Below are 20,259 nucleotides of genomic sequence, written 5' to 3'. Positions count from 1 at the left end.
CGATGCGAATTATTCTAATTAAGGTGCAATCTTGGCAGACAATAAAATCACGCTATCCTCGGTCAGGAAGGCGCTGGCGGGGGTTTTTAAAGACAACGGAGAACGGGACAACATCCTCCTGTCCGCGCTGGCTGTGCACGGCGGAAGTGGGTATTTGTTTTCTCGCGCAGGGGCACCGGTACAACTGTCCGGCTTCTTAGGCGGCAAACCGGGCGATAGTGGCATGGCTGGCGATGGGCTGGTGGACGGAAGTCGCTTTATCTTTGATGAAGTTCAACTGCCGGAAGATCGCTTGCAACGCTATCCGCTACTCGAAGAGATGGCGGTTTACAGCACGATCGCCACCGCGCTGAACATCCATATTACGCACGCGCTCTCTTTCGATAAGAAGACCGGACAAACCTTCTCTATCGTGCCGGTACACAACGGAAACGATAGTGACTATGACGCCGCTCAGGCGTTGTGTGACGAGCTGATGAACGACATCGGGCGAACCATCAACAAAGAGGTCGCCGGGTGGGCATTTGTCATGTCTGTATTTGGGGTGGCTTATGTCAGGCCATACGCCAAAGAAGGCATCGGAATCACATCCTTTGAGTGCTCCTATTACACCCTTCCGAGCTTCATCAAAGAGTTCGAGGTCAGCGGCAACCTGGCGGGATTTAGCGGCGATTATCTGAAGGACGCGTCAGGGAAAATGGTTTTCGCCGATCCGTGGGCCATTATCCCTATGAAAATCCCCTACTGGCGGCCTAAGTCAAACCTTATGCCGGTGCACACTGGCCATAAGGCTTACAGCCTGCTGGATAATCCGGAAGAGCGCACGCCGATTGAAACCCAGAATTACGGGACCAGCTTGCTCGAATACGCTTACGAGCCGTACATGAATCTGCGTTCGGCGATCCGCTCACTGAAGGCAACGCGTTTTAACGCGTCGAAAATTGACCGAATCATCGGTCTGGCGATGAATAGTCTGGATCCGGTAAAAGCAGCCGATTATTCACGCACCATTACTCAGACGCTTAAACGAGCTGCTGACCTGATGGAAAAGCGCGCACGCGGCGCGAATAACATGCCTACGGTGACCAATACCCTGCTTCCCATTATGGGCGACGGCAAGGGGCAAATGACGATTGATACTCAGACCATCCAGGCTGACATCAACGGCATTGAAGACATTCTCACCTATATGCGCCAGCTGGCGGCAGCTCTTGGCCTCGATTACACCCTCCTGGGGTGGGCAGATCAAATGTCCGGCGGGCTTGGTGAAGGTGGCTTCCTGCGTACGGCAATTCAGGCAGCCATGCGCGCCTCATGGATCCAGCAGGGCGTAGAAGAGTTCATTCAGCGGGCTATCGATATTCATCTTGCTTTCAAGTACGGCAAGGTATACCCGGAAGGTGATCGCCCGTACAAAATCGAATTCCACTCTGTGAATACCGCTCTGCAACAAGAGCACAACGATAACCGCGACTCGCAGGCGAACTACGCCACCATCGTTACGCAAATCCTCGATGCCGTCAGCAATAACAGCGTCCTCGCCAATTCTGATGCTTTCAAACGTTACCTGTTCAGCGATGTGCTGGAGATTGACGAAAAAATCTCTGAAGCACTGGTGAACGAACTGAAAGCTAAAAGTGAGGACGACGATCACCTGATGGATTCCATCATCAAAACACCGCCACAGGAACTGGCGCAAATCCTTGAATCGGTCTTTAAAGAGGGAAACGATAATGACTGATGTTTTGAAAACGGTCACTGACCGCTTTTGTCTCTATAGCAATGCTCGAAAAGGTCGCCAGAACGGGCGACAGTATGTATTAAGCGCGGTTAAGACCATGCTTGAAAGCAAGGAAACTCAGGAAGGTTTACGCCTTGGAGAGCTTTTCGGCTATTACGGTCACGGTCGCCGCCAGCTAACCGGTAAACTGGAGGTGCCTGAAACCAGCGTGATCATGGTGGAAGGTCGCCCGGTCGTTATCGACAATGTTCCAGCGTGCCGCACAGTGGCTATATCCGTTGACGACAACGGCATCGTTACCCATACACAGGAAATTCTTAACACAGAGCCGGGTAAAATTGTCGCCGCGATGATTGAAAGCCGTGCTGGTGGCTGGAGCTGGGCCACTGGCGGGCGCGAGTCCGGGAAAATCGCTGTAACCACCAGCTTCCATGGTGTGGATTATGTGACAACGCCGAACTATATCAGTCTGGATCATCCTGCCAGCGCCGGAATGTTTGAAAGCGCGGATTCTAAATCTCTACTGGCAGAGTCCCTGGCGGCGCATGGGTACTCCGACGAGTCAGTGCAGGCCGTTATATCCCATTACGGCAAAATGGCTGAACTGGAAATGATGGTGGAGGCGACAGAGCGTACGGCAGAACTGGAAACCGCACTACTCGAAAGCCAGGGCCGCCACCTCGAAGCAATGGCCAAGATCGCAGATGCTGAAGCGCGAATCGCTTTGCTGGAGAAAACAGCGGGTATCCGCGACGATGTGCTGGCAGCGATGCAAGACGAACTGGATAACCTCCCGATCTTCGTCTCCGCCGCCCAAAAAGACGCATTCCGTCTCAAAGAACCTGGTGATGCAAAAATCGTAGCCACGCTTTTCGAATCTCTGATCAAAGTTGGCGCTCGCAACTTGCCTGTCACCAAGAAAATTAAGGAAGTTCCGCAAGCGGCTAACGTCCAGGCACCGCGTGAGACAAGCATCATCTCGTTTAATAATTCAATCAATCCGTTTAAATAACCACCAAAAATAACCCCGGCGAGTGCCGGGGTTCACGTTAACTATCATCGCCTTCGCCTGCGTGCCATATATTTGCGCACCGCGCGGCGTGGACAATCTGAAGCGGTTTCTTTCTGCTGCATCAATCTCGCGGCCATGCTCAAAAATGTCAGGCACAGCCGAAGCCCCGCATACAATAACGGTTCCAGTGGCCATGTCTCATTGAGCACATATACCGCCATAAAAATCGAGTCGAAAACTATCGCCGCCAGCGATAACTTCATTGTCGAAAGTCGGCGGAGCTGCCGGAGTTTATTCATTGACCAGCCCCGTCAGGCAAAGCTGCCGTTCTTTTTCACGGCGAATCTTTAAACCTCGCAGGGGCACGCCGTTACTGTTCACGAAATCAGGGAGATGGTTACACATATTCACCCATTCCCCTTTCTGCGCCCACTTGTGGATGGACGTTTCTACTCGCATGCCTCGCGCTTTGCTGTAGTAGGTACGCAAACTGTTACATCCCATATTGAATGCCGCGCTTGTCATTGCGCTGAAGGCATTATCTGGCATGTCTTTGCCCCGGAAGTGCTGGTTAATACAGCGTTCAGCGATCAGGATATTCTTTTCCCAATCAGCGGCGATTTGCTGGTCGGTTTTTCTAACACCCGGCGTTACCCCGTGTGTATTACCGATCCCGTCAGTCCATACCCCCGCCGGGCACATGTATGGATCACGTCGGCAACCTTCAGCGTTTCCGATAAGCTCTAGCCCCGCCTGGTTGGTTCGAACATTGCCATTACCCATCACGATGGTAATCATCACCGCTATCGCGCAAATTGCACCGCCTCCTGCGGCTGTTTTCCCCTTCATAAAGACCTCATAAGCGAATTTTTTACGCCCAAGGACAAACACCCATTCACAGCCAATACCGACTGACTCGATCCCTTTAGAAGGCACAGGATAATGCAAATCACTTGTTAGCCACGTTTCAAAGATATACATTATTGCTCTAATTAATTTGTTTTATTGGGTAAGAAAAGTGGCACAACGCGGTGTAAACAAAGTCATCCTGATTGGTACCCTGGGGCAAGACCCGGAGATAAGGTATATACCAAATGGCGGAGCGGTCGGAAGACTAAGCATCGCAACAAATGAATCATGGCGCGACAAGCAAACGGGCCAACAGAAAGAGCAAACAGAATGGCATAGAGTCGTTTTGTTCGGGAAACTTGCTGAAATTGCGAGTGAGTATTTACGAAAAGGTTCTCAGGTCTACATCGAAGGGAAACTTAAAACCCGTAAGTGGACAGATGACGCCGGTGTAGAACGTTACACGACGGAAATTATCGTCAGCCAGGGCGGAACCATGCAAATGATCGGCGCCCGCCGCGACGACTCACAGTCCTCAAATGGCTGGGGGCAATCAAACCAACCTCAAAACCACCAGCAATACAGCGGTGGCGGCAAACCTCAGAGCAGCGCCAATAACGAACCTCCAATGGACTTTGAAGACGATATTCCGTTTTAGAGTTGACTTGTGAGCCATGTGTAAAAAACGACTGAAAGAAAAGCGGTGGTCCAGACGCCAACAAAAGCACGAACTCGCTAAAAAACGCCAAAGTTGGCAATGGCACACGCTTTTAACGAATAGAACACCCCGGGATATTGCTTTCGCTGGTGGGAAAACATTCCTGACCCACCTGAAGGCGAAATACATCAGGTTTTAAGCAGAGAAAAGACTATGACAGCACAAAATACTAAAACAATTCAATACCGCCTGCGTAATGGCCAGAGTGTCGAAGTGACCATCAATAATGATGGTGTGCCTGGCGAAAAGGTTTCTATCTCTGATCTGGCTATCGAAAAAACCATCATGTGCCACCTTGGCTTTACTGAAGAAGTGAGCAAAAAGCATGGTGTAGCAATCTGGAGCGCAATGGATACTGGTATGCGCAGATTCATTACTGCTCGTACCCCAGGGATGACCATGATGGACCTCATGCAGATTGCGCCGCTGTTTGAATGTGAGCCTTTAGATGTATTCAGCAATCCAGCTATCTGCCAGCAGCTATATGGTGAGATGAAACTCGCGGTTACCCCCATTGTGCTGCATGAAGGATCGCTTGCTGGCGTGTGGAAAGTGGAGCGTATTTCAAGCTACATGCCTTTCCATGTCAACGGCGTAATCACTGGTGAAAATCAACCTGTTTCCGTTATAAAGTCAGACCTCAAGCGCGCAATTCTTGAAGCAAGTTGTCGAGTTGTCGGCCTGGGCAAACAGTCTTATGTTTCCTTCCCGGCTGGCCCTGAAGGCCCGGCAGAAATTCTGATTATGGATGCCGATCTGCTCTGGCAAATACAGTTTCTGATTGGCAAAAGCATCATCCGCGCTGAAGAACTCGATCAGTACATTACCTGCACGATGACGGATGAAGTCAAAAGTGTGGCTATAGCCAATGCCCGGAACCTATGTCGTGCTGCATTAACAGAACTGCAAGAAAACACCACGGAAGAAGTGGAAAGCGATTAAAAAAAATCCCGCCGACTGGCGGGATTTCTTCAATATACGATCTGGTCTACATGATCACCAAAATCATCGTCGTCGTCGTCCTCATCGCCACCATCTACTGCTGGCCAATCAACAAACCAGCCAGCGTAAAGATGCAGCGTTCGGAGAACATCACTTGCGGGAGCATCAAGGGTGTTAACGAATCCCATATAGCTATTGGGATTTGCCCCAGCTATGGCTTCAGCGATCATGTCCTCGGTAATGTCACCGGAGATAATGCTTAAACGCCCGGAAACTTCTTCATTATCATCAAATTCGATAATGGCATCTCCACCTAATGGCGCTGCGATTTTAATCTGCATTATTTAGCTCCTTTGCCACACCTAATAACAGTTCCAGCAATCCGTCACCATTCATCAGTGATGCGGCAGCGGCCTCTTTGTCATGATACAACTGAAGAGCCATAGAGAATACTTCCGTTGCTGACGTTTTGGAAATAGTCGGTGATTTCTGCCGAATTTTCCCGGTGTTACTTACTGAGGCTGGCGGGTATACCTTCGCCATATAAATATTACTCAATCGAGATCTGAAGCACCATTCAGGCTTGCCACGCCCACCGATATTGACGAAAGATGGCTTATCCCCTTCAACATTGGCCTTCAGGAATGACCGGGCTTTCTCTAACAAACCAGGGTTACTGTACTCAAGATGATGACCCAGCTCGTGCCACAGTGCACTTGCATTTTCATCGTTCAAATTGACAGCAACAACACCATTAAGATTTGCATATGCCCTTCCCTGGTGGTGAACTACCTTTGATAAGGTCGATATTTTCCCGCCGGTCAGGCGATAAATATCAGCAAGTTCCTTGCGCAGGTCTATCCCACCATTCTGTCCAGCGCGGGCTTCTTCCACTTCTTCTGTGATAAAAGAGTCGGCCCACTCAAGAGCTTTTTCTTCAGATACGGATGAGTTTGCGATCGCACTGTTCATGGCAGATAACACTTTCTCGTGGACCGAACCCATACTTCGCTGATTCATTTGCCAGCGTATCTGCGGGTTATATGAGAATCGCTTAAGTAGTTGGTCAAGCTGCTCAAGTTCTTCTTCACTGACATACTTTTTAGCCTCACCAATAATGCCAGGGAGAATATTGCCGTTAGGATTAAACGCTCGCGAAAGGAAGAGTTTCAGCGCCCCCATGCCCTCCGATGCTTCAATATCACCAATAACCCGGTTAACAATGGCCGCACTCTTCGGATTAGCATCCGCCAACGCTCTGGCTACGATTTGCAGGGACGATACGACCTCACGCTGCATATCCGTCCTGATCTCATCAATAAACTCTGGCGTTATGCCGTGCTCTTTAAGGATATCCCTGCCTTCCGCCGTTACCCCATCGATATCACCGACATGTTTATTAACCCGACTTTGCAATGCCTTAAATGCCTTCAGAATTCCACGGGCATCATCCGCTTTACTAACGGCCTTCCTGAATGCTGGCAAGAAGTCTGAGTTAACCTCATTTTGTTGATCGGCCCACTGAATGGAGGCTTCTTTCATCTCGTCCAGAGTCAGATCACCCAACGCGGTATGGTCTGTGAATATGAGCGACAACCTCTGAATCATTTCTGCCAATGGTGATGCCGAATGCGCCGCGCTAAGGAATGCTTTCACCCTGGTTGGGCGAATGGAAAACCAGTCAATAGCTGGTGGCATATCTCCGTTTTTTATCGCCTGCGCTATCTCATCAAAGCCGTCGCGCCCAAGGGAGGATGCGTGATTTAACAATCCGCCAAGTAACGAATTGCTGATACCGAATAATCGGCACCATTTATTCACGTCGGCAACAGGCATTCGAACAAAATGCGCAAGCACTTGTACAAGCTGTTCATCCTGGGGATCTGTACGGGAAAGCAGCCTGATCAGATGAATAATGTCTTTGATGCCGGATGCCCGATGTAATAGCAAGCTGGTATATGGAGCAACACCGTTGTAACTACCGCCGGAAACGGACTCGAAAAGACCGCCGGATATCCCTTGCATGCCTTCGTTTTCCAGTTCCTGAGACACCTGGCGAAGGATATCCTGTAACGACACATCACCACCGCCAAACATATCCCCCAGCGCCTGGCCCTGGTGCTGTAACTCATCATTGATACGTTGAGCCATCAATTTAAAGGCGGTGGCCATACGCTTCGCGCTACGGTTATTCGCGACGATGAACAACGCGAGAGCTTTCACTTCCGGGGCTGTTTCGCTGAACATATCCCCCTGAGCAATAACATCGGTAATATGTTGGCCTGACTCCTTCGATTGCCTTACCAGGTCTACCGCATCTTTCAATGCCGCCAGCGCCTTTTTATCGAGACTATCCGCTGTCTCAATACCATCAACAATAGTTGTCACAGCCTGCTTGTGCGCTTCTCCTGATAAAGCCTGCATCTGGACAAAATCATTGGCTGCCGCATTAAGCGCCGTCAGAACATTACGCATATCCGGATCAGGTTCTTCTGCAACCATTCTTACCAGGCGCGCATCCTTATATGCCTTGGCAAAGATCGCGTTTTGTATACGGTCAACAAGTTGCCGTGTTGGTCGCCCATCTTCCGTTACAAGGCCAGCAGCCTGTGTGGCACCAACTTGCGTCATGAATCCGCGAATAAACGCGTCATTACTGCGGCTAAGCAGATCTCCGCTTTCTGATGGGTTAAACAGCGCCATCATCGCCGGAGTTATGCTGTCGGCATCAACAAAAGCCTTTTCACTGGCTGCCATTTCCTGGAGATCAGAAATATTTGAGTCCTTGGCAAACTGAACACGGTCAACCTTCGTTAACCGGCGGCGCACCAGTACCGGAGCCGTCATTGATTCAACCTTTTCAGGTCGTATTCCGAATTCGGTCGCATGTTCAATCAGGTACTCACGATACCGATCCGCATTGCCGTCCTGATAGGCTTTGATGATCCCCATGGTCCGTCCATTACCTGACTCAACGGCATTGTCCTCACCAATTATCGGCGCGCCATGGCTGGATAAACCGGAATCGGTAAGCTGGGCAGGACGCAAATCCTTGGATATCTGGTTGACCTGAAGAAGGCTGGATGCGCGGGTCCGGTCGCGCGGCTGAAGTTCCTGGGGATAGTCTGGATTAATTTTCCCATCCAGAGTATTGGATACCAAAAGAGCTGAGGCATCGACGATATCAAACGCTGTTTTTACCTCGTCTCCCTTCGCTGTCACCACATACGAAACCCGCCCGTAATCGGGCAGGTTTTTTAGCAGCTCGATCAGCGTTTCTATGCTGGTGGCCATCACCACCTGATCGCTTAAGCTCATCCCTGTTACGCCTTATGCTGCCTCTTTAATGTTGGCGGCTATCCATGCCGCCGTGTGCTGTTTAACCTGGTCCAGGTCGATGTATGTGCCAACATATTGACTCAAATCCTGCAAGGTACCGATAAATGCATCGGTGCTCTGATCGACGAATTTATCAGCCAGGAAATCAGCAACCAGTTTTGGCACACCATCATGTACCGAAGGTTGTTTTTCCTCGCCACTACTGCCGCCGGACACACCGTACCCCATCTGTTGCATGATCTGGTCAATTTCATCGCTGATATCCAGCAACTCCATGCCACTCGCGGTAGCCGCTTTGGACATCAGAGCATCCAACTTATCGCTGAGATCCATTAACTCAATAGCTGATAGTGTCATGCCGCTACCCCCGCTTTCTGGATTGCTACCAACAGATCAGCCAGGTGGCGAGCTGCGCCGTTAACCAGCTCTTCGTTTTCCTCAAAACGTCCGGCAGCCTGAAGGGCTGCAATCGCTTCCCGGACATTGCCCCGAGCGTTACGGATCTCCGCCATGTCAGTGCTTTGCATATCCATCACGTTATTGAGATATTCAATGGCTTTATTAGCCTCTGCATCTGCTTCGCTAACCGTTTCATCAGGCTGTGCCGGGGCCGGTTCTGGCTGAGTAATCTCACCGACTTCGGCCTGCAATGCATTGATCATGCTCTGCACCATTTTCTCGGTGCCAGCGCCCCCAGGAAACGCAATATTGGGGAAAGTTTTTTGAAACTGAGTTTTCAGCATTACGCGGAACTCGTCTGGTGAGCTGGTGGCCAGCTCCAGAGCTTTTTGTGCATATTTGCCAAACGGACCATTAGTAAGTGTCTTCGCCAGGAAGTCGAAAGAATCCTCGCGAGGCAATAACTTCAGGTCGTACTCACTCATTTGCTGATCAGAAAGCGGGGTATCGTAAGTAGCAATGCCGTAGCGTGCATATTCATAATACGGGTCACCTTCATCAGGGCGCGGCAGAATTGCTTTGTTACCTTCAGGTATTGCGCCAGGGGCCGCCGGACGCATTTGCAGGGCATATCGATATGCACCTACAGAGACTTCTGGTTCAGGCGAAGAGCTACCGGTATCCTCCGCTGGTTCAGGTTCGACCTTTTCCGGTTTATGTTCTTCTGGTTGGACCAGGTATTCCGATACATTACCCGCTTTATAGGCTTTAAACAGCTTGCCGATCGCATCTGCCATGTCCACACCCTGTATGGATTTAGCCTTGATCATGTACACGCTGCCATCCGAATCGGTTAACTGGATATACCCTTCACCGTCCTCAATGAATTGCTTCATTGATGCACCATTACTGAGCGTCACTTCCCCGTTCATATGCATACGATTTTTGATACTTGCAAGGCGATCCGTCAGCGCGCGAGAGTGCCCACCAGTCATCCCCGCTGGAGCAATGGTATCGCGCCCACCAGTGCGATTGAGCTGATCAATCTCCGCCTGCAAACGCTCATTTTCTTGATAAAGAGAATCCGCTTCCGAAGCAACCGCGTTAATTTTCTGCTCCAGATCTGCCTTCTGGCCTTCTACCGCAGCCACCTGATCCGCGAGGTCGCTCATGGCATCCTCTTTCTGGTCACTGTCAGCCTGTAGCTGGGTTATTTCATCAACCAGGGCTTTTTTCTTCTTCTGCGCACGCTGGAATTTTGCCGAGTTTTTCTCTGCAAGGTTGGCAAGTTTCATGGTGACCTGCGCCAGCGTCATATCACGTCCACTCATCGGCGCAACGGTGTGAGTAACGTCTTTTTTATTCAGTAAGAACTGGAAAGCAACCAGCGTATCGCTATTTGTGATCCGGTTTTCCGCCGTCGGGCTATGAAACAGAATGCTGATAGTCTGACCATCACTGAGCGGAATAATGGCTGGCAGGACCGGCAGCCCGTTAACGTTACGCGCCCGGCCAATTTCAGCGCCGCCGATCGCTCGCGCGCCGCTCTGGGCCACATCACCCGTTTTATCACTCCCCGCAGAGATTCCTGTACCATTCAACTTCTGGTTCAATGCCCGGACAAATGCCTGCATGGTCCGGTGTAACTGCAAACGAGTAGAACTAATCGCCTCCAGTAAATCCGTAGCACACCAGTGGATCGGCGTGTCATAGAAGAACGTAGCCTCGATTTCCTCCAGCGTGTTGGATTCCGTCATCAGATAGCGGTCCTCACCGGCCATTAATGCGCGATATTCATCATCAGTCACCGGCGGGGGAAGCACGTCAAGCCCAGGCTTAATCGTCACCCCTTTATTGATATTGAACTGTTCCATGTTAATTTCCTGCTTTCAGTTGCTTAAGACGGCGTTTGAGTTCGCCATTTCGGGCCTTTTCGTTATTGAGTCGGCCCGTCTCCTTATCCAGCTTCGCCCGCAAATCGGTGATCTGCTGTTGATTGAAAGACACCGAGTTCTGCGCGGACTTATAAGCGGCAGCCACCTGAGCATTCCTCTGTTTTGCCTCTTGCAGGCGCTGAAAGTTGGATTTAACTGCCGGTTTCTTGTCTACCGGATTGGCAACACGTTTCGCTTTGGCGATCAGTGATTTCTGGAATTTTGCGGAGTTTTTTCGGGCCGCTTGCCCCATGACGGTACCAAGCGTCTTGATATCCGGCGACTGAGCGTTAGGAATAGCTTTTCCATTCAGTTTCACAGACGATATATCGCCAGTATCGTTTACCTGTATGGCAAGAATTTGTCCGTCGTTAAGAACCAGCTTTGCGGTTTTAACTTTAACGCCATCTTTCGTTGTTGCGCGGTTGCTGGAGTCAACCTCAATCACAGTCACACCGGTTTTATTGATCGCCGTGATAAGGGATTTCAGCCCCTTTTCATTAACCTGGTCAAAATCGACCGTTGCATACTTATTTTTCGTCATCTGACACATCCTGTGCGAGATTTATTACGTAACTTCTGCGGATTTGCTGAGTAACAGGGAAAATCCGATACAACGGGTTAATGAACGAGTCACCATGCGTAACCATGACGTTGAAATGCCACAGCCGTTCTCCTTTACCCATATATTCAGTGGGTATGTATAACCATTCGCTGTTTTCGCCCTGTTCAGCCGATGTCAGACAACGTTGCTCGCCTTCAATCACTGTCGTCGGCTTCTGAACATCGCGGATCCAATACCTGACCGTTGCGCCGCGCAAAAAAGGAAATTTGGACCGGTATTTGAACGGCACCCGGATGAAGCCCGGTTTAATTTCCACTTCACCAAGCTCTAAATTCGTGATGTCCTTGCGTTTTAGCAAATAGCGATCGGCTAAGGCTAACGCAAGAGCGCATACACCCCAGCCAATCATTTCCCGCCTCCCTTTTTCACCAAACTTGTAAGAACATTCAGAATGCTATCGATATTCACTCGTTTCATCCCTGAAATCACCTCATGACCGTTATTGCTGGCTATCGTTACCATTAAGTACGTAATTGATAACTCCCAGCCCTCGTGTTGCCCCAATAGGTACGCCACCGCGCCAGCTGTCACTGCAACAAAGATCTCCGTAACCAATCCCAACAAATTGCCAGACTGGCGACCGTCTCGGACATCCATCAGGAACGTGCCTATCCCACCAATTACTGAAAGCAGGAGCGCAATAGCAACTGGAGCTAATTCCTGTGTGTCAAGCACAAGTTCCCTCCTACGTTGTCAGGAGGTAATGGTATGCAAAGTAACTTCTCAACCGGTCATTTGTTGCTTAAGAGGCATTTCTATTGAGGTACGAATCGATAAGCCTTTGTAACCTTTCAAGAATGAGCCTGTTATTGATGCTGCAAATAAGAGTCACGCAATTCTGAAGACTTTCATCCATCCCCTTATATTCCGCGAAACACATGCCTATAAAGCCTGCAAGTACGGCAGAAATACACTCGGCCAACAATTTCCTGCATGACGCTTCGTAACGTTTTTCACGAACCCCATTCAGAAACGAATGCACTCCGCCAAGGATGGATATGAGAATTATTTTTAAATCAAACATAATAATTTCCCTCATGGTGAGTTAAACATCACTGGGAAACGGTATGCACTTTGTGATTTCCACACACACTGGTTTTTGTTAATTAAAATCCGCAGCTTGCTATAAATAACGATAGTGAGCAGAAAATATGCTAATAGGCTATGTACGCGTATCAACAAATGACCAAAACACCGCTTTACAAAGAAATGCTCTCGAATGCGCAGGATGCGACCTGATTTTTGAAGATAAGGCGAGCGGGAAGAATGCCGAGCGCCCTGGATTAAAAAAGGTTCTACGCACACTGTCAGCAGGAGATACTTTGGTTGTATGGAAGCTGGATCGGCTTGGGCGCAGTATGCGTCACCTGGTGGTGTTAGTGGAGGAGCTGCGCGAACGTGGTATTAACTTTCGCAGCCTGACAGATTCAATTGATACCAGCACCCCAATGGGGCGCTTTTTCTTCCATGTGATGGGCGCCCTGGCTGAAATGGAACGAGAACTAATCATTGAGCGCACCCGCGCCGGGCTTGATGCCGCTCGTGCAGAGGGACGAATAGGAGGTCGTCGGCCTAAATACCCAGAGGAAACGTGGCAGCAAATGCGCCGATTGCTGGAAAACGGAGTATCACGTAAGCAGATTGCAATCATCTATGATGTGGCTATATCGACACTCTATAAGAAGTTTCCGGCATCATCATTTCAATCTTAAACCTTGGTTTAAGAGAACTCGGCACAAGCGGCGAAAAGATCCCCCTGTTGAGCACGGCTAACACATGGAGTGCATGCCAGACTTTCAACGGCGGGATCACCGGGACGCTGACGGGGAACGCCGACACCGCGACGAAATTGAAAACAGCACGGAAGATAAACGGCGTTTCATTTGACGGTTCTAAAGATATTTCTCTGACGCCTGCGAACCTTGACGTCACCAGCCTGACGTTTATGAAACACAATGGAATGATTCCAACCACTGACAATCTTGACTCCTATGGCCCAGAAGAAAAATATCTTGGAACGTGGTCATGCCCGTCACAATCCACTGCAAAACCAGAGTCTGGTTACCCTGAAGATAAAGGCAATGGGGTTCTGGAAGTATTCAATGCTGGTCGCTTTCACTGCACACAACGCTACACCACCCGAACCGGTAATATTTACATTCGGATGCTTGATGCAGAATGGAACCCTGTCAGTCCTGTATGGAGTGCATGGAGAGTTATTACAAGCGGGACTCGCCCATTAAGCACGTCAATTGACCTGAATTCTTTAGGTGGTGCGGAACACCTGGGAATATGGCGCAATAGCAGTACATCAATAGCCTCATTTGACCGTCATTTCCCGGAGGAAGGGAGTTTTGGGCAGGGTATTCTGGAAGTCTTTGAAGGCGGTCTGTATGGGAGGATGCAACGTTACACCACCCGTAGTGGGACTATGTACATTCGCGGACTGACTGCCTCATGGGATGCAGAAAATCCACAATGGGAGGACTGGATTGCTGTTGGGTATCAGTCCACGGGATGGACTTATTCAGGGGATCTTGATGACCTTTTAAAGCCTGGTATTTATAGCGTCACGAAACAGGCCACAAATGCACCACTTACCGACTCTAAAGATCTTGCTGTTGGCTCGGTAGTCGAGGTGAAAAAACGTTGCGATATTGAATCGTATATCCAGACATATACGACTGTTTCTGAAACAGCGGCATATAAGAACAGGTCATATCAGCGTACCCGTAACCATAATGAAAATGCATGGAGCGAATGGGCTGAAATATACAACTCGTATTCACTTCCCTTGAATCTAGGTATTGGTGGCGCTGTAGACCTGCTTCCCAGTCTTGACTGGCAAACTCACGACTTTGTTCCAGGAAGCCTGGTCACTGTAAAACTAAAAACTATGACCAACATTCCTGATGGGATGGATTGGGGAACGATTGATGGAAACTATATCAATATCGCCGTTGGCCCAAGTGACGGAACCAGCAATGTTCGCTCAATGAAGGTATGGCGCAGCACTGCAAGTAAAGCGAACTACCGCTTTTTTATGGTGCGTATTTCAGGAAATCCGGGAAACCGAACGATCACGACAAGACGTGTGCCAATTATCGACGAAGCTCAGACATGGGCGGCGAAACAAACCTTCAGCGCCGGTCTTTCAGGTGAACTGTCCGGCAATGCTGCTACAGCAACAAAGCTGAAAACGGCACGAAATATTAATGGTGTCAAATTTGATGGCACCGGCGATATTTCACTTAATGCCCAAAATGTCGGTGCATTTGCCTTAAGGCAGACAGGTAGCATGGTTGGAAATGACAAGGCAGTTGGATGGAACTGGGATAGCGGAGTTTATTGCGCCGACATAGGTGGTGCATCAACATTAATTCTCCATTTTTATATGGGAGCTGGTAGTTGTCCTGCTGTACAGTTTCGAGTGAATTATAAGAACGGCGGTATTTTTTATCGCTCCGCACGTGACGACTATGGCTTTGAGTCCAACTGGTCAGAGTTTTACACAACAACACGCAAACCCTCAGCGGGAGATGTCGGTGCATATACACAAGCGGAATGTAATTCAAGATTTATTACCGGGATTCGTTTAGGTGGTTTGTCATCTCTTCCAGCCTGGAATGGCACTGGCTGGCATGACAGAACAGGCCATGTTATTACCGGTGTTGTCAATAGCAACACTGATGAATTAATTGATACAGTACAGGCAAGACCCATTCAGTATTGCATTAATGGCACATGGTATAATGCAGGGAGTATTTAATGATGATGCATTTACAAAATATTAAGTCAGGGAATCCAAAAACTATTGAACAATATGAATTAACCAAACAATTTAATATTGTCTGGCTATGGTCAGATAATGGTGAAAACTGGTATGAGGAACAGAAAAATTTTCAGGATGATACTTTAAAAATGGCCTACGACGAGAACGGTATTATTCGTTGCATTGAGAAAGATGTTTCAATGCTCAACCCTGATGGCTTGAGTGTTGTTGAGTTACCGAATATAACTGCCAACCGTCGTGCTGATATTTCTGGTAATTGGATGTTCAAAGATGGAGCTGTAATCAAACGGATTTATACCCCAGATGAACTACAACAACAGGCGGAGTTACAAAAGGTCACTTTGCTTTCCGAAGCTGAATTAGTCATTCAGCCGCTGGAACGTGCCATTAAGCTAAATATGGCAACTGATGATGAACGCGCCCGGCTGGAAGCATGGGAACGCTATAGTGTTCTGGTGAGTCGAGTGGATACCGAAAATCCTGAATGGCCTGATAAACCACAGTAAAAATTAAGGCCCGGTATCGGGCCTTTTCTTATTCAGGATGTTCTGGGAATGTTACTGGCAGCGTAGAAGTATCAGTTGCCTCAACTTGCTGCACGTACTTCATCCAGTTCATAAGTTGTTGCTTATCTGAATCGGTGATAATCCCCAATGCAAGCTGAATTTGCCAGAACTGCGTTTTTTCTCTCGCCTGCTGCAATAGCTTTTGTTTCTGCTTTTCAGCCTGTAACAACTGCTCTTCTTCCGTATATACGCGTTTAATGACTGCACCATCCTTAAACATCCATTTGCCTGAGTCGTCAGCACGCCGGTTGGCGGTAATATCAGGGACTTCAACGACGCTGAACCCATCTGGATTAAGCGTTGATGCATCTTTGGTAATGGCGACAATAATATTATTCTCGTCGTAAACAATCTTTATTGTGTCTTCCTGAAAATTCCTTACCTCTTCATACCAGTTTTTCCCATCATCTGAAAATAACCAGATAACGTCGAAATTTTTTGTCAGTTGATATTGTTCAACTGTTTTTGGATTTCCTGACCTAATATTTTTTAAATGCTGCATAATTTACACCTGTGCTACGTTATACCATGTGCCATTGATGTATTTTTGTATGGGTCTGAAAATGCCTTCATCATCGCCATCAACTTCACCAATAATTCTTAATCCGGTAAGCGCGTGTCCAGCTATCTCATAACGCCCGCCACCCATCAATTGAACAACACGAGTACCCAGGCGAACATCCATCACATAACGCCCGTCGAAATTACCGTAGTTACTTGGCACAACTTGTCCGGCAACAGTTAATCCATGCCCAATAGTGACTCCACCAGTGGAATTTTGAATATAGAATGGCCTAAAACTATTCCACCCCCCCATACTGTCACCGGAGTTGGTCAACATGAAATGGGTGAAATTGCCATCATTTCGGATAAAGAATCCATAGTTACCCTGTACGATGCGGAAGCCGTTTCCTGACCGGGAAACAATCTCGCCATCAGCCGTTAAACCGCCGGTAAGAGTTCCTCCGGTTATTGGCAATGCACCAATATCTTCAGGCGTGAGGTTAATGTCTTTTGAACCATCAAACGAAACGGAATTAATCTTTCGTGCGGTTTTCAGCTTTGTTGCTGTAGCAGCATTGCCGGACAGTTCACCTGAAAGACCGGCGCTGAAGGTTTGTTTCGCCGCCCATGTCTGGGCTTCGTCGATAATTGGCACACGTCTTGTCGTGATCGTGCGGCTTCCCGGATTTCCTGAAATGCGCACCATAAAAAAGCGGTAGTTGGCTTTACTTACAGTGCTGCGCCATACCTTCATTGAGCGCCCCGTACCGGTATCATCACTTGGGCCAACAGCGATGTTTATCAGGTTGCCATCAATGACGCCCCAGTCCATACCGTCGGGAATGTTGGTCATGTTATCAAGCCGAACGGTTATCAGACTGCCCGGCACAAAGTCGTAGGTCTGCCAGTCCAGGCTGGTGAGTTTTGCCACTGCGCCGCCAATACCCAGATTCAGGGGCAACGAAAAGGAGTTATATACTTCTCGCCATTCGGTCCATTTACTCCCGGCGTAGACGCGCTCAAAAGTGCGCCCCTGTGTGGTTTCTGCTTTCCCTGTAGTTGTGTAACGCTGCCAGACAGACACAGCATCAAAACGTCTGATTACTTCCAGTATCCCAAGCAGTGTCGCTCCAGCGGCGTCAAGCATCGGACCGTTTGTTGCCTTTCCTGTAACACTGTAAATACCAGGATCGGTCAGATTATTCAGATCGCCTTCAAAGAAACTGCTTGCAGTCTGGCTGCCGATTCTTAGCCACGGTTCCCACTGCGGATTTGATGCATCCCAGCTTGCCGCAAGGCAGCGGACATACATATTCCCACGGCGAGTGGTATAACGTTGCGTTCTTCCATAATTCCCGCCTTCGAGGATCTCAAGCGTCCCCTGAGCAATGCCGCCTTCCTCTGGATAATTGCGTTCATATGAAGCTATAGCCGAGCTACTGTTTCGCCATAAACCAAGATGCTCTGCGCCTCCGAGCGTATTCAGGTCAATGGTTGTGCTCAGAGAGCGTGTTGCTGACTGAATCTGTCGCCAGTAGCTCCACGGGCCGTCAGAGCCATTCCAGGAACCAGAAAGGTTGCGCATATAAACATTGCCAGTCCTGGTGGTGTAACGCTGCATTCCTGCAAAATTACCGCCATTGAATACCTCAAGAACACCTACGGCACCGTCTTCCGGGAAATGTTTCTCCAGTGTTGCGTTGGAGGATGTGGATTTATACCAGACACCCACATAATCCTTAACGGGGCCAAATGTGTTCAGGTCGGCATCAAGCGGCATTTCGCCGTTGTTTTTCATAAACGTCAGGCTGGTGACATCAAGGTTCGCAGGCGTCAGAGAAATATCTTTAGAACCGTCAAACAGCACGTTATTAATCTTCCGTGCTGTTTTTAATTTCGTCGCGGTATCGGCGTTCCCCGTCAGCGTCCCGGTGATCCCGCCGTTGAAAGTCTGGCGTTCACTCCAGGTGTTAGCCGTGCTCAACAGGGGGATCTTTTCGCCGCTTGTGCCGAGTTCTCTTAAACCAAGGTATTGGATAACGGCAAGGACACTTGTTTTAGCCAGAATATCGCGACCGACTGACGTTAAATCAGTCTGGGCAACAGTATCTTTACCGGTAAAGTACGGCAATTTATTTGCGCCAGTTGCAAGCCCCGCAAGTGCAGTTAAAGTTGCGTCAAGGGGCTGTTTTCCCGCGAGCGCATTTGTCATTGTTGTCGCAAAATTCGGGTCATTACCGAGCGCCTCAGCCAGTTCATTCAGCGTATCCAGAGCTTCAGGCGAAGAACCTACTAATGCAGATATAGCAGCCCGTACGTAAGCAGTCGTAGCAATCTGCGTGTTATTCGTACCCTGTGCAGCGGTAGGCGCAGTAGGTATTCCCGTTAATGCAGGACTTGCCAAAGGTGCTTTAAGGGCCAGTGCGTTATTGATAGTGGTACTGAAATTCGGGTCGTTATTGATGGCAGTCGCAATTTCTTTCAGCGTATCCAATGCTCCAGGAGCACCATTGATAAGTGCAGTTATAGCTGCCTTAACAAAGGCTGTATTTGCGATCTGCGTGCTGTTTGTACCTTGCGCTGCCGTCGGCGCGGTTGGCGTTCCTGTCAGACTCGGGCTTTCTATTGGCGCTTTAGTATCAGCCAGATCCTTTACAGACTTAATAGCTTTAGGGGTAGCCGCCATTGTTTCGCTGTCGCTGTCAGTTGCGCTACTGAGCTGAACTAACCCCTTTTGCGTTGTGCTTGCATCCTGCGCCGTATACTTGCTTTTCGCCAGATCGTAGGCTTTTTTAACTGCCAGAGAACTTGCAGCGACATCGCTTCTGCTGCTGGTTACAGAGTCTGAAATTTCAATGCCAATCGTGCGGTTGATACGCTCTGATGTATCAATCATCTCTTGGGTAATGGCAGATACCCCGGCAGGGATATTCACCGTACAAACAAGCAGCTCACCATCTCCTAACTGATATGAATCGGTATAGGTTCTGGCGACAAATTCAGCCGCATGAATATGTGAGGCGGTATTAACCTGATAGGTGTCTTCTCCAAGAAGGTATCTTCCCTTCAGCACAATTGCATATTTTTTGCCTGCACTAAGTGCAAGGGAGATATCCTTACGGTGTTGAATAGTTACCTGATAGAATTCGCCAATATCCACTGACGCCGCGCCAGCGGTTTTATCACCATCCAGTGAGGTGATTAACAGGTTCATCCCACCGCCAGGCTTCGGCAGGAAACCGGCATAAAATCCTGGGTCAACAATTCCCCTGAATTTTCGGTTTAGCGCGGCTGACAGATATGGTTCGTGATATTGCACATCAGCCACCAGAGCCAGTGACTCGGGCGATGGGTAAGTAACTGATGTGACAACTGTAACGTCATTCATCAAGCATATCCTTATGCTATAGTCGAGTTGATGGCCATAACTGCGGTATATGTTTTACCCACATACAGCGAGTCTTCCTGAACACAAATAATTGCGATGGGCTTATTCTCGTTATCCAGAACAACCAGAGTGTTGAATGGGTAGTTTTTCCCTTCCTGCAACTGGCTTTGATCAAGGTCCATTCGGACAGTAATTATCCCGCCAGAGTAGGTAGGGACGAGGTTGATGGTGCAAAATTGACTGGTCAGTTCTGCCAGCTCGAAAGTCTTTGGCAGTTCTCCAATCTCATAAGTGCCATCTTCATTTTTGGTAACCAGTGAGCTGGTACCGAAAACGGCCTTGCTGATTAAAAATCGGGAGCCTTTGTTAATGGACGATTCAGCGCGCCGCTGATAGTAATAGTCCAACAACTGACTCTTATAGAGGTTTGTTGAGACGTCAGACATGAT

19 protein-coding genes are annotated in these 20,259 nt (G+C 48.9%); 7 read left to right on the top strand and 12 right to left on the bottom strand.

Annotated elements, in window-relative coordinates:
• The first annotated feature begins 31 nt into the window (after positions 1-31).
• Both RGV86_RS22240 and RGV86_RS22235 read left to right on the top strand, forming a co-directional pair.
• A complete protein-coding gene (locus RGV86_RS22240) occupies positions 32-1,741 on the top strand; it encodes a phage portal protein (protein WP_309508516.1) in 1,710 nt (569 codons plus the stop codon).
• Positions 1,734-2,753 carry a nucleoside triphosphate pyrophosphohydrolase family protein gene (locus RGV86_RS22235; RefSeq protein ID WP_309508517.1) on the top strand — a complete coding sequence of 340 codons (1,020 nt, stop codon included), beginning with the start codon at positions 1,734-1,736 and terminating at the stop codon, positions 2,751-2,753. The genes RGV86_RS22240 and RGV86_RS22235 overlap by 8 nt, the downstream gene beginning before the upstream one ends.
• Before the next feature lie 291 nt (positions 2,754-3,044).
• On the opposite strand, the gene RGV86_RS22230 is transcribed toward RGV86_RS22235, so the two are convergent.
• Positions 3,045-3,602: a lysozyme gene (locus RGV86_RS22230; protein ID WP_001345478.1), complete on the bottom strand. Its 558-nt coding sequence runs from the start codon at positions 3,600-3,602 to the stop codon at positions 3,045-3,047.
• Between the two features lie 169 nt (positions 3,603-3,771).
• Here RGV86_RS22230 and RGV86_RS22225 point away from each other — a divergent pair, with 169 nt between their 5' ends.
• Positions 3,772-4,260, top strand: coding sequence for a single-stranded DNA-binding protein (locus RGV86_RS22225; protein WP_309508518.1), 489 nt, complete (start codon positions 3,772-3,774; stop codon positions 4,258-4,260).
• Between the two features lie 213 nt (positions 4,261-4,473).
• Positions 4,474-5,262: a hypothetical protein gene (locus RGV86_RS22220; protein ID WP_309508519.1), complete on the top strand. Its 789-nt coding sequence runs from the start codon at positions 4,474-4,476 to the stop codon at positions 5,260-5,262.
• A gap of 29 nt (positions 5,263-5,291) precedes the next feature.
• Here the strand turns inward: RGV86_RS22220 and RGV86_RS22215 are convergent, their stop codons facing one another.
• The 8 genes from RGV86_RS22215 to RGV86_RS22180 form a co-directional block, all read right to left on the bottom strand.
• A complete protein-coding gene (locus RGV86_RS22215; protein ID WP_001165933.1) occupies positions 5,292-5,603 on the bottom strand; it encodes a hypothetical protein in 312 nt (103 codons plus the stop codon).
• Positions 5,593-8,580 (bottom strand): hypothetical protein, encoded by a 2,988-nt coding sequence (locus RGV86_RS22210; protein WP_309508520.1) that lies wholly within the window; start codon positions 8,578-8,580, stop codon positions 5,593-5,595. Before RGV86_RS22210 ends, RGV86_RS22215 begins: the two co-directional genes overlap by 11 nt.
• Before the next feature lie 12 nt (positions 8,581-8,592).
• Entirely contained in the window at positions 8,593-8,958 is a 366-nt protein-coding gene (locus RGV86_RS22205) for a hypothetical protein (RefSeq protein WP_000175491.1), read from the bottom strand.
• On the bottom strand, positions 8,955-10,874 hold the full coding sequence (gene darA, locus RGV86_RS22200; protein ID WP_309508521.1) for an antirestriction phage head protein DarA: 1,920 nt from the start codon (positions 10,872-10,874) through the stop codon (positions 8,955-8,957). Before darA ends, RGV86_RS22205 begins: the two co-directional genes overlap by 4 nt.
• Before the next feature lies 1 nt (position 10,875).
• Positions 10,876-11,478, bottom strand: a complete 603-nt coding sequence (locus RGV86_RS22195; protein ID WP_309508522.1) for a defense against restriction DarA-related protein — start codon at positions 11,476-11,478, stop codon at positions 10,876-10,878.
• A complete protein-coding gene (locus RGV86_RS22190) occupies positions 11,465-11,908 on the bottom strand; it encodes a hypothetical protein (protein WP_000580772.1) in 444 nt (147 codons plus the stop codon). Before RGV86_RS22190 ends, RGV86_RS22195 begins: the two co-directional genes overlap by 14 nt.
• Positions 11,905-12,234, bottom strand: a complete 330-nt coding sequence (locus tag RGV86_RS22185) for a phage holin family protein (RefSeq protein WP_000887652.1) — start codon at positions 12,232-12,234, stop codon at positions 11,905-11,907. The genes RGV86_RS22190 and RGV86_RS22185 overlap by 4 nt, the downstream gene beginning before the upstream one ends.
• Before the next feature lie 67 nt (positions 12,235-12,301).
• Complete coding sequence (locus RGV86_RS22180) at positions 12,302-12,583, bottom strand: phage holin family protein (protein ID WP_309513788.1); 282 nt, start codon at positions 12,581-12,583, stop codon at positions 12,302-12,304.
• A gap of 127 nt (positions 12,584-12,710) precedes the next feature.
• Between RGV86_RS22180 and RGV86_RS22175 the strand changes: the two genes are divergently transcribed.
• The 3 genes from RGV86_RS22175 (at position 12,711) to RGV86_RS22165 (ending at position 15,858) form a co-directional block, all read left to right on the top strand.
• The gene (locus RGV86_RS22175) at positions 12,711-13,271 is read left to right on the top strand and encodes a recombinase family protein (RefSeq protein WP_309508524.1); all 561 of its coding nucleotides are present in this window, start codon (positions 12,711-12,713) and stop codon (positions 13,269-13,271) included.
• Between the two features lie 107 nt (positions 13,272-13,378).
• A complete protein-coding gene (locus RGV86_RS22170) occupies positions 13,379-15,328 on the top strand; it encodes a pyocin knob domain-containing protein (RefSeq protein ID WP_373921716.1) in 1,950 nt (649 codons plus the stop codon).
• 2 nt (positions 15,329-15,330) lie between these two features.
• A complete protein-coding gene (locus RGV86_RS22165) occupies positions 15,331-15,858 on the top strand; it encodes a tail fiber assembly protein (protein WP_309508535.1) in 528 nt (175 codons plus the stop codon).
• A 28-nt stretch (positions 15,859-15,886) separates the two neighbouring features.
• Here the strand turns inward: RGV86_RS22165 and RGV86_RS22160 are convergent, their stop codons facing one another.
• From RGV86_RS22160 to RGV86_RS22150, 3 genes are read right to left on the bottom strand one after another with little or no spacing between them, the layout of a single operon-like run.
• Entirely contained in the window at positions 15,887-16,420 is a 534-nt protein-coding gene (locus RGV86_RS22160; RefSeq protein WP_309508525.1) for a tail fiber assembly protein, read from the bottom strand.
• 3 nt (positions 16,421-16,423) lie between these two features.
• Positions 16,424-19,810, bottom strand: a complete 3,387-nt coding sequence (locus tag RGV86_RS22155; protein ID WP_309508526.1) for a phage tail fiber protein — start codon at positions 19,808-19,810, stop codon at positions 16,424-16,426.
• Positions 19,811-19,821: 11 nt separating this feature from the next.
• Positions 19,822-20,256 carry a phage tail protein gene (locus RGV86_RS22150; RefSeq protein ID WP_130261314.1) on the bottom strand — a complete coding sequence of 145 codons (435 nt, stop codon included), beginning with the start codon at positions 20,254-20,256 and terminating at the stop codon, positions 19,822-19,824.
• Positions 20,257-20,259 lie beyond the last annotated feature (3 nt).

Origin of the sequence: Escherichia ruysiae (assembly GCF_031323975.1) — a bacterium.
Classification (GTDB): domain Bacteria; phylum Pseudomonadota; class Gammaproteobacteria; order Enterobacterales; family Enterobacteriaceae; genus Escherichia; species Escherichia ruysiae.
The sequence above is the reverse complement of the archived record's forward strand: the minus strand, read 5'-3'. Positions and strand labels throughout refer to the sequence as shown.

Bases quoted from the DNA above. Each gene is read 5' to 3' on its own strand.
- RGV86_RS22215 (WP_001165933.1), bottom strand. From the start codon at position 5,603: ATGCAGATTAAAATCGCAGCGCCATTAGGTGGAGATGCCATTATCGAA.
- RGV86_RS22180 (WP_309513788.1), bottom strand. From the start codon at position 12,583: ATGTTTGATTTAAAAATAATTCTCATATCCATCCTTGGCGGAGTGCAT.
- RGV86_RS22175 (WP_309508524.1), top strand. From the start codon at position 12,711: ATGCTAATAGGCTATGTACGCGTATCAACAAATGACCAAAACACCGCT.
- RGV86_RS22155 (WP_309508526.1), bottom strand. From the start codon at position 19,810: ATGAATGACGTTACAGTTGTCACATCAGTTACTTACCCATCGCCCGAG.
- RGV86_RS22165 (WP_309508535.1), top strand. From the start codon at position 15,331: ATGATGCATTTACAAAATATTAAGTCAGGGAATCCAAAAACTATTGAA.
- RGV86_RS22205 (WP_000175491.1), bottom strand. From the start codon at position 8,958: ATGACACTATCAGCTATTGAGTTAATGGATCTCAGCGATAAGTTGGAT.
- RGV86_RS22190 (WP_000580772.1), bottom strand. From the start codon at position 11,908: ATGATTGGCTGGGGTGTATGCGCTCTTGCGTTAGCCTTAGCCGATCGC.
- darA (WP_309508521.1), bottom strand. From the start codon at position 10,874: ATGGAACAGTTCAATATCAATAAAGGGGTGACGATTAAGCCTGGGCTT.
- RGV86_RS22220 (WP_309508519.1), top strand. From the start codon at position 4,474: ATGACAGCACAAAATACTAAAACAATTCAATACCGCCTGCGTAATGGC.
- RGV86_RS22230 (WP_001345478.1), bottom strand. From the start codon at position 3,602: ATGAAGGGGAAAACAGCCGCAGGAGGCGGTGCAATTTGCGCGATAGCG.
- RGV86_RS22210 (WP_309508520.1), bottom strand. From the start codon at position 8,580: ATGAGCTTAAGCGATCAGGTGGTGATGGCCACCAGCATAGAAACGCTG.
- RGV86_RS22235 (WP_309508517.1), top strand. From the start codon at position 1,734: ATGACTGATGTTTTGAAAACGGTCACTGACCGCTTTTGTCTCTATAGC.
- RGV86_RS22195 (WP_309508522.1), bottom strand. From the start codon at position 11,478: ATGACGAAAAATAAGTATGCAACGGTCGATTTTGACCAGGTTAATGAA.
- RGV86_RS22160 (WP_309508525.1), bottom strand. From the start codon at position 16,420: ATGCAGCATTTAAAAAATATTAGGTCAGGAAATCCAAAAACAGTTGAA.
- RGV86_RS22150 (WP_130261314.1), bottom strand. From the start codon at position 20,256: ATGTCTGACGTCTCAACAAACCTCTATAAGAGTCAGTTGTTGGACTAT.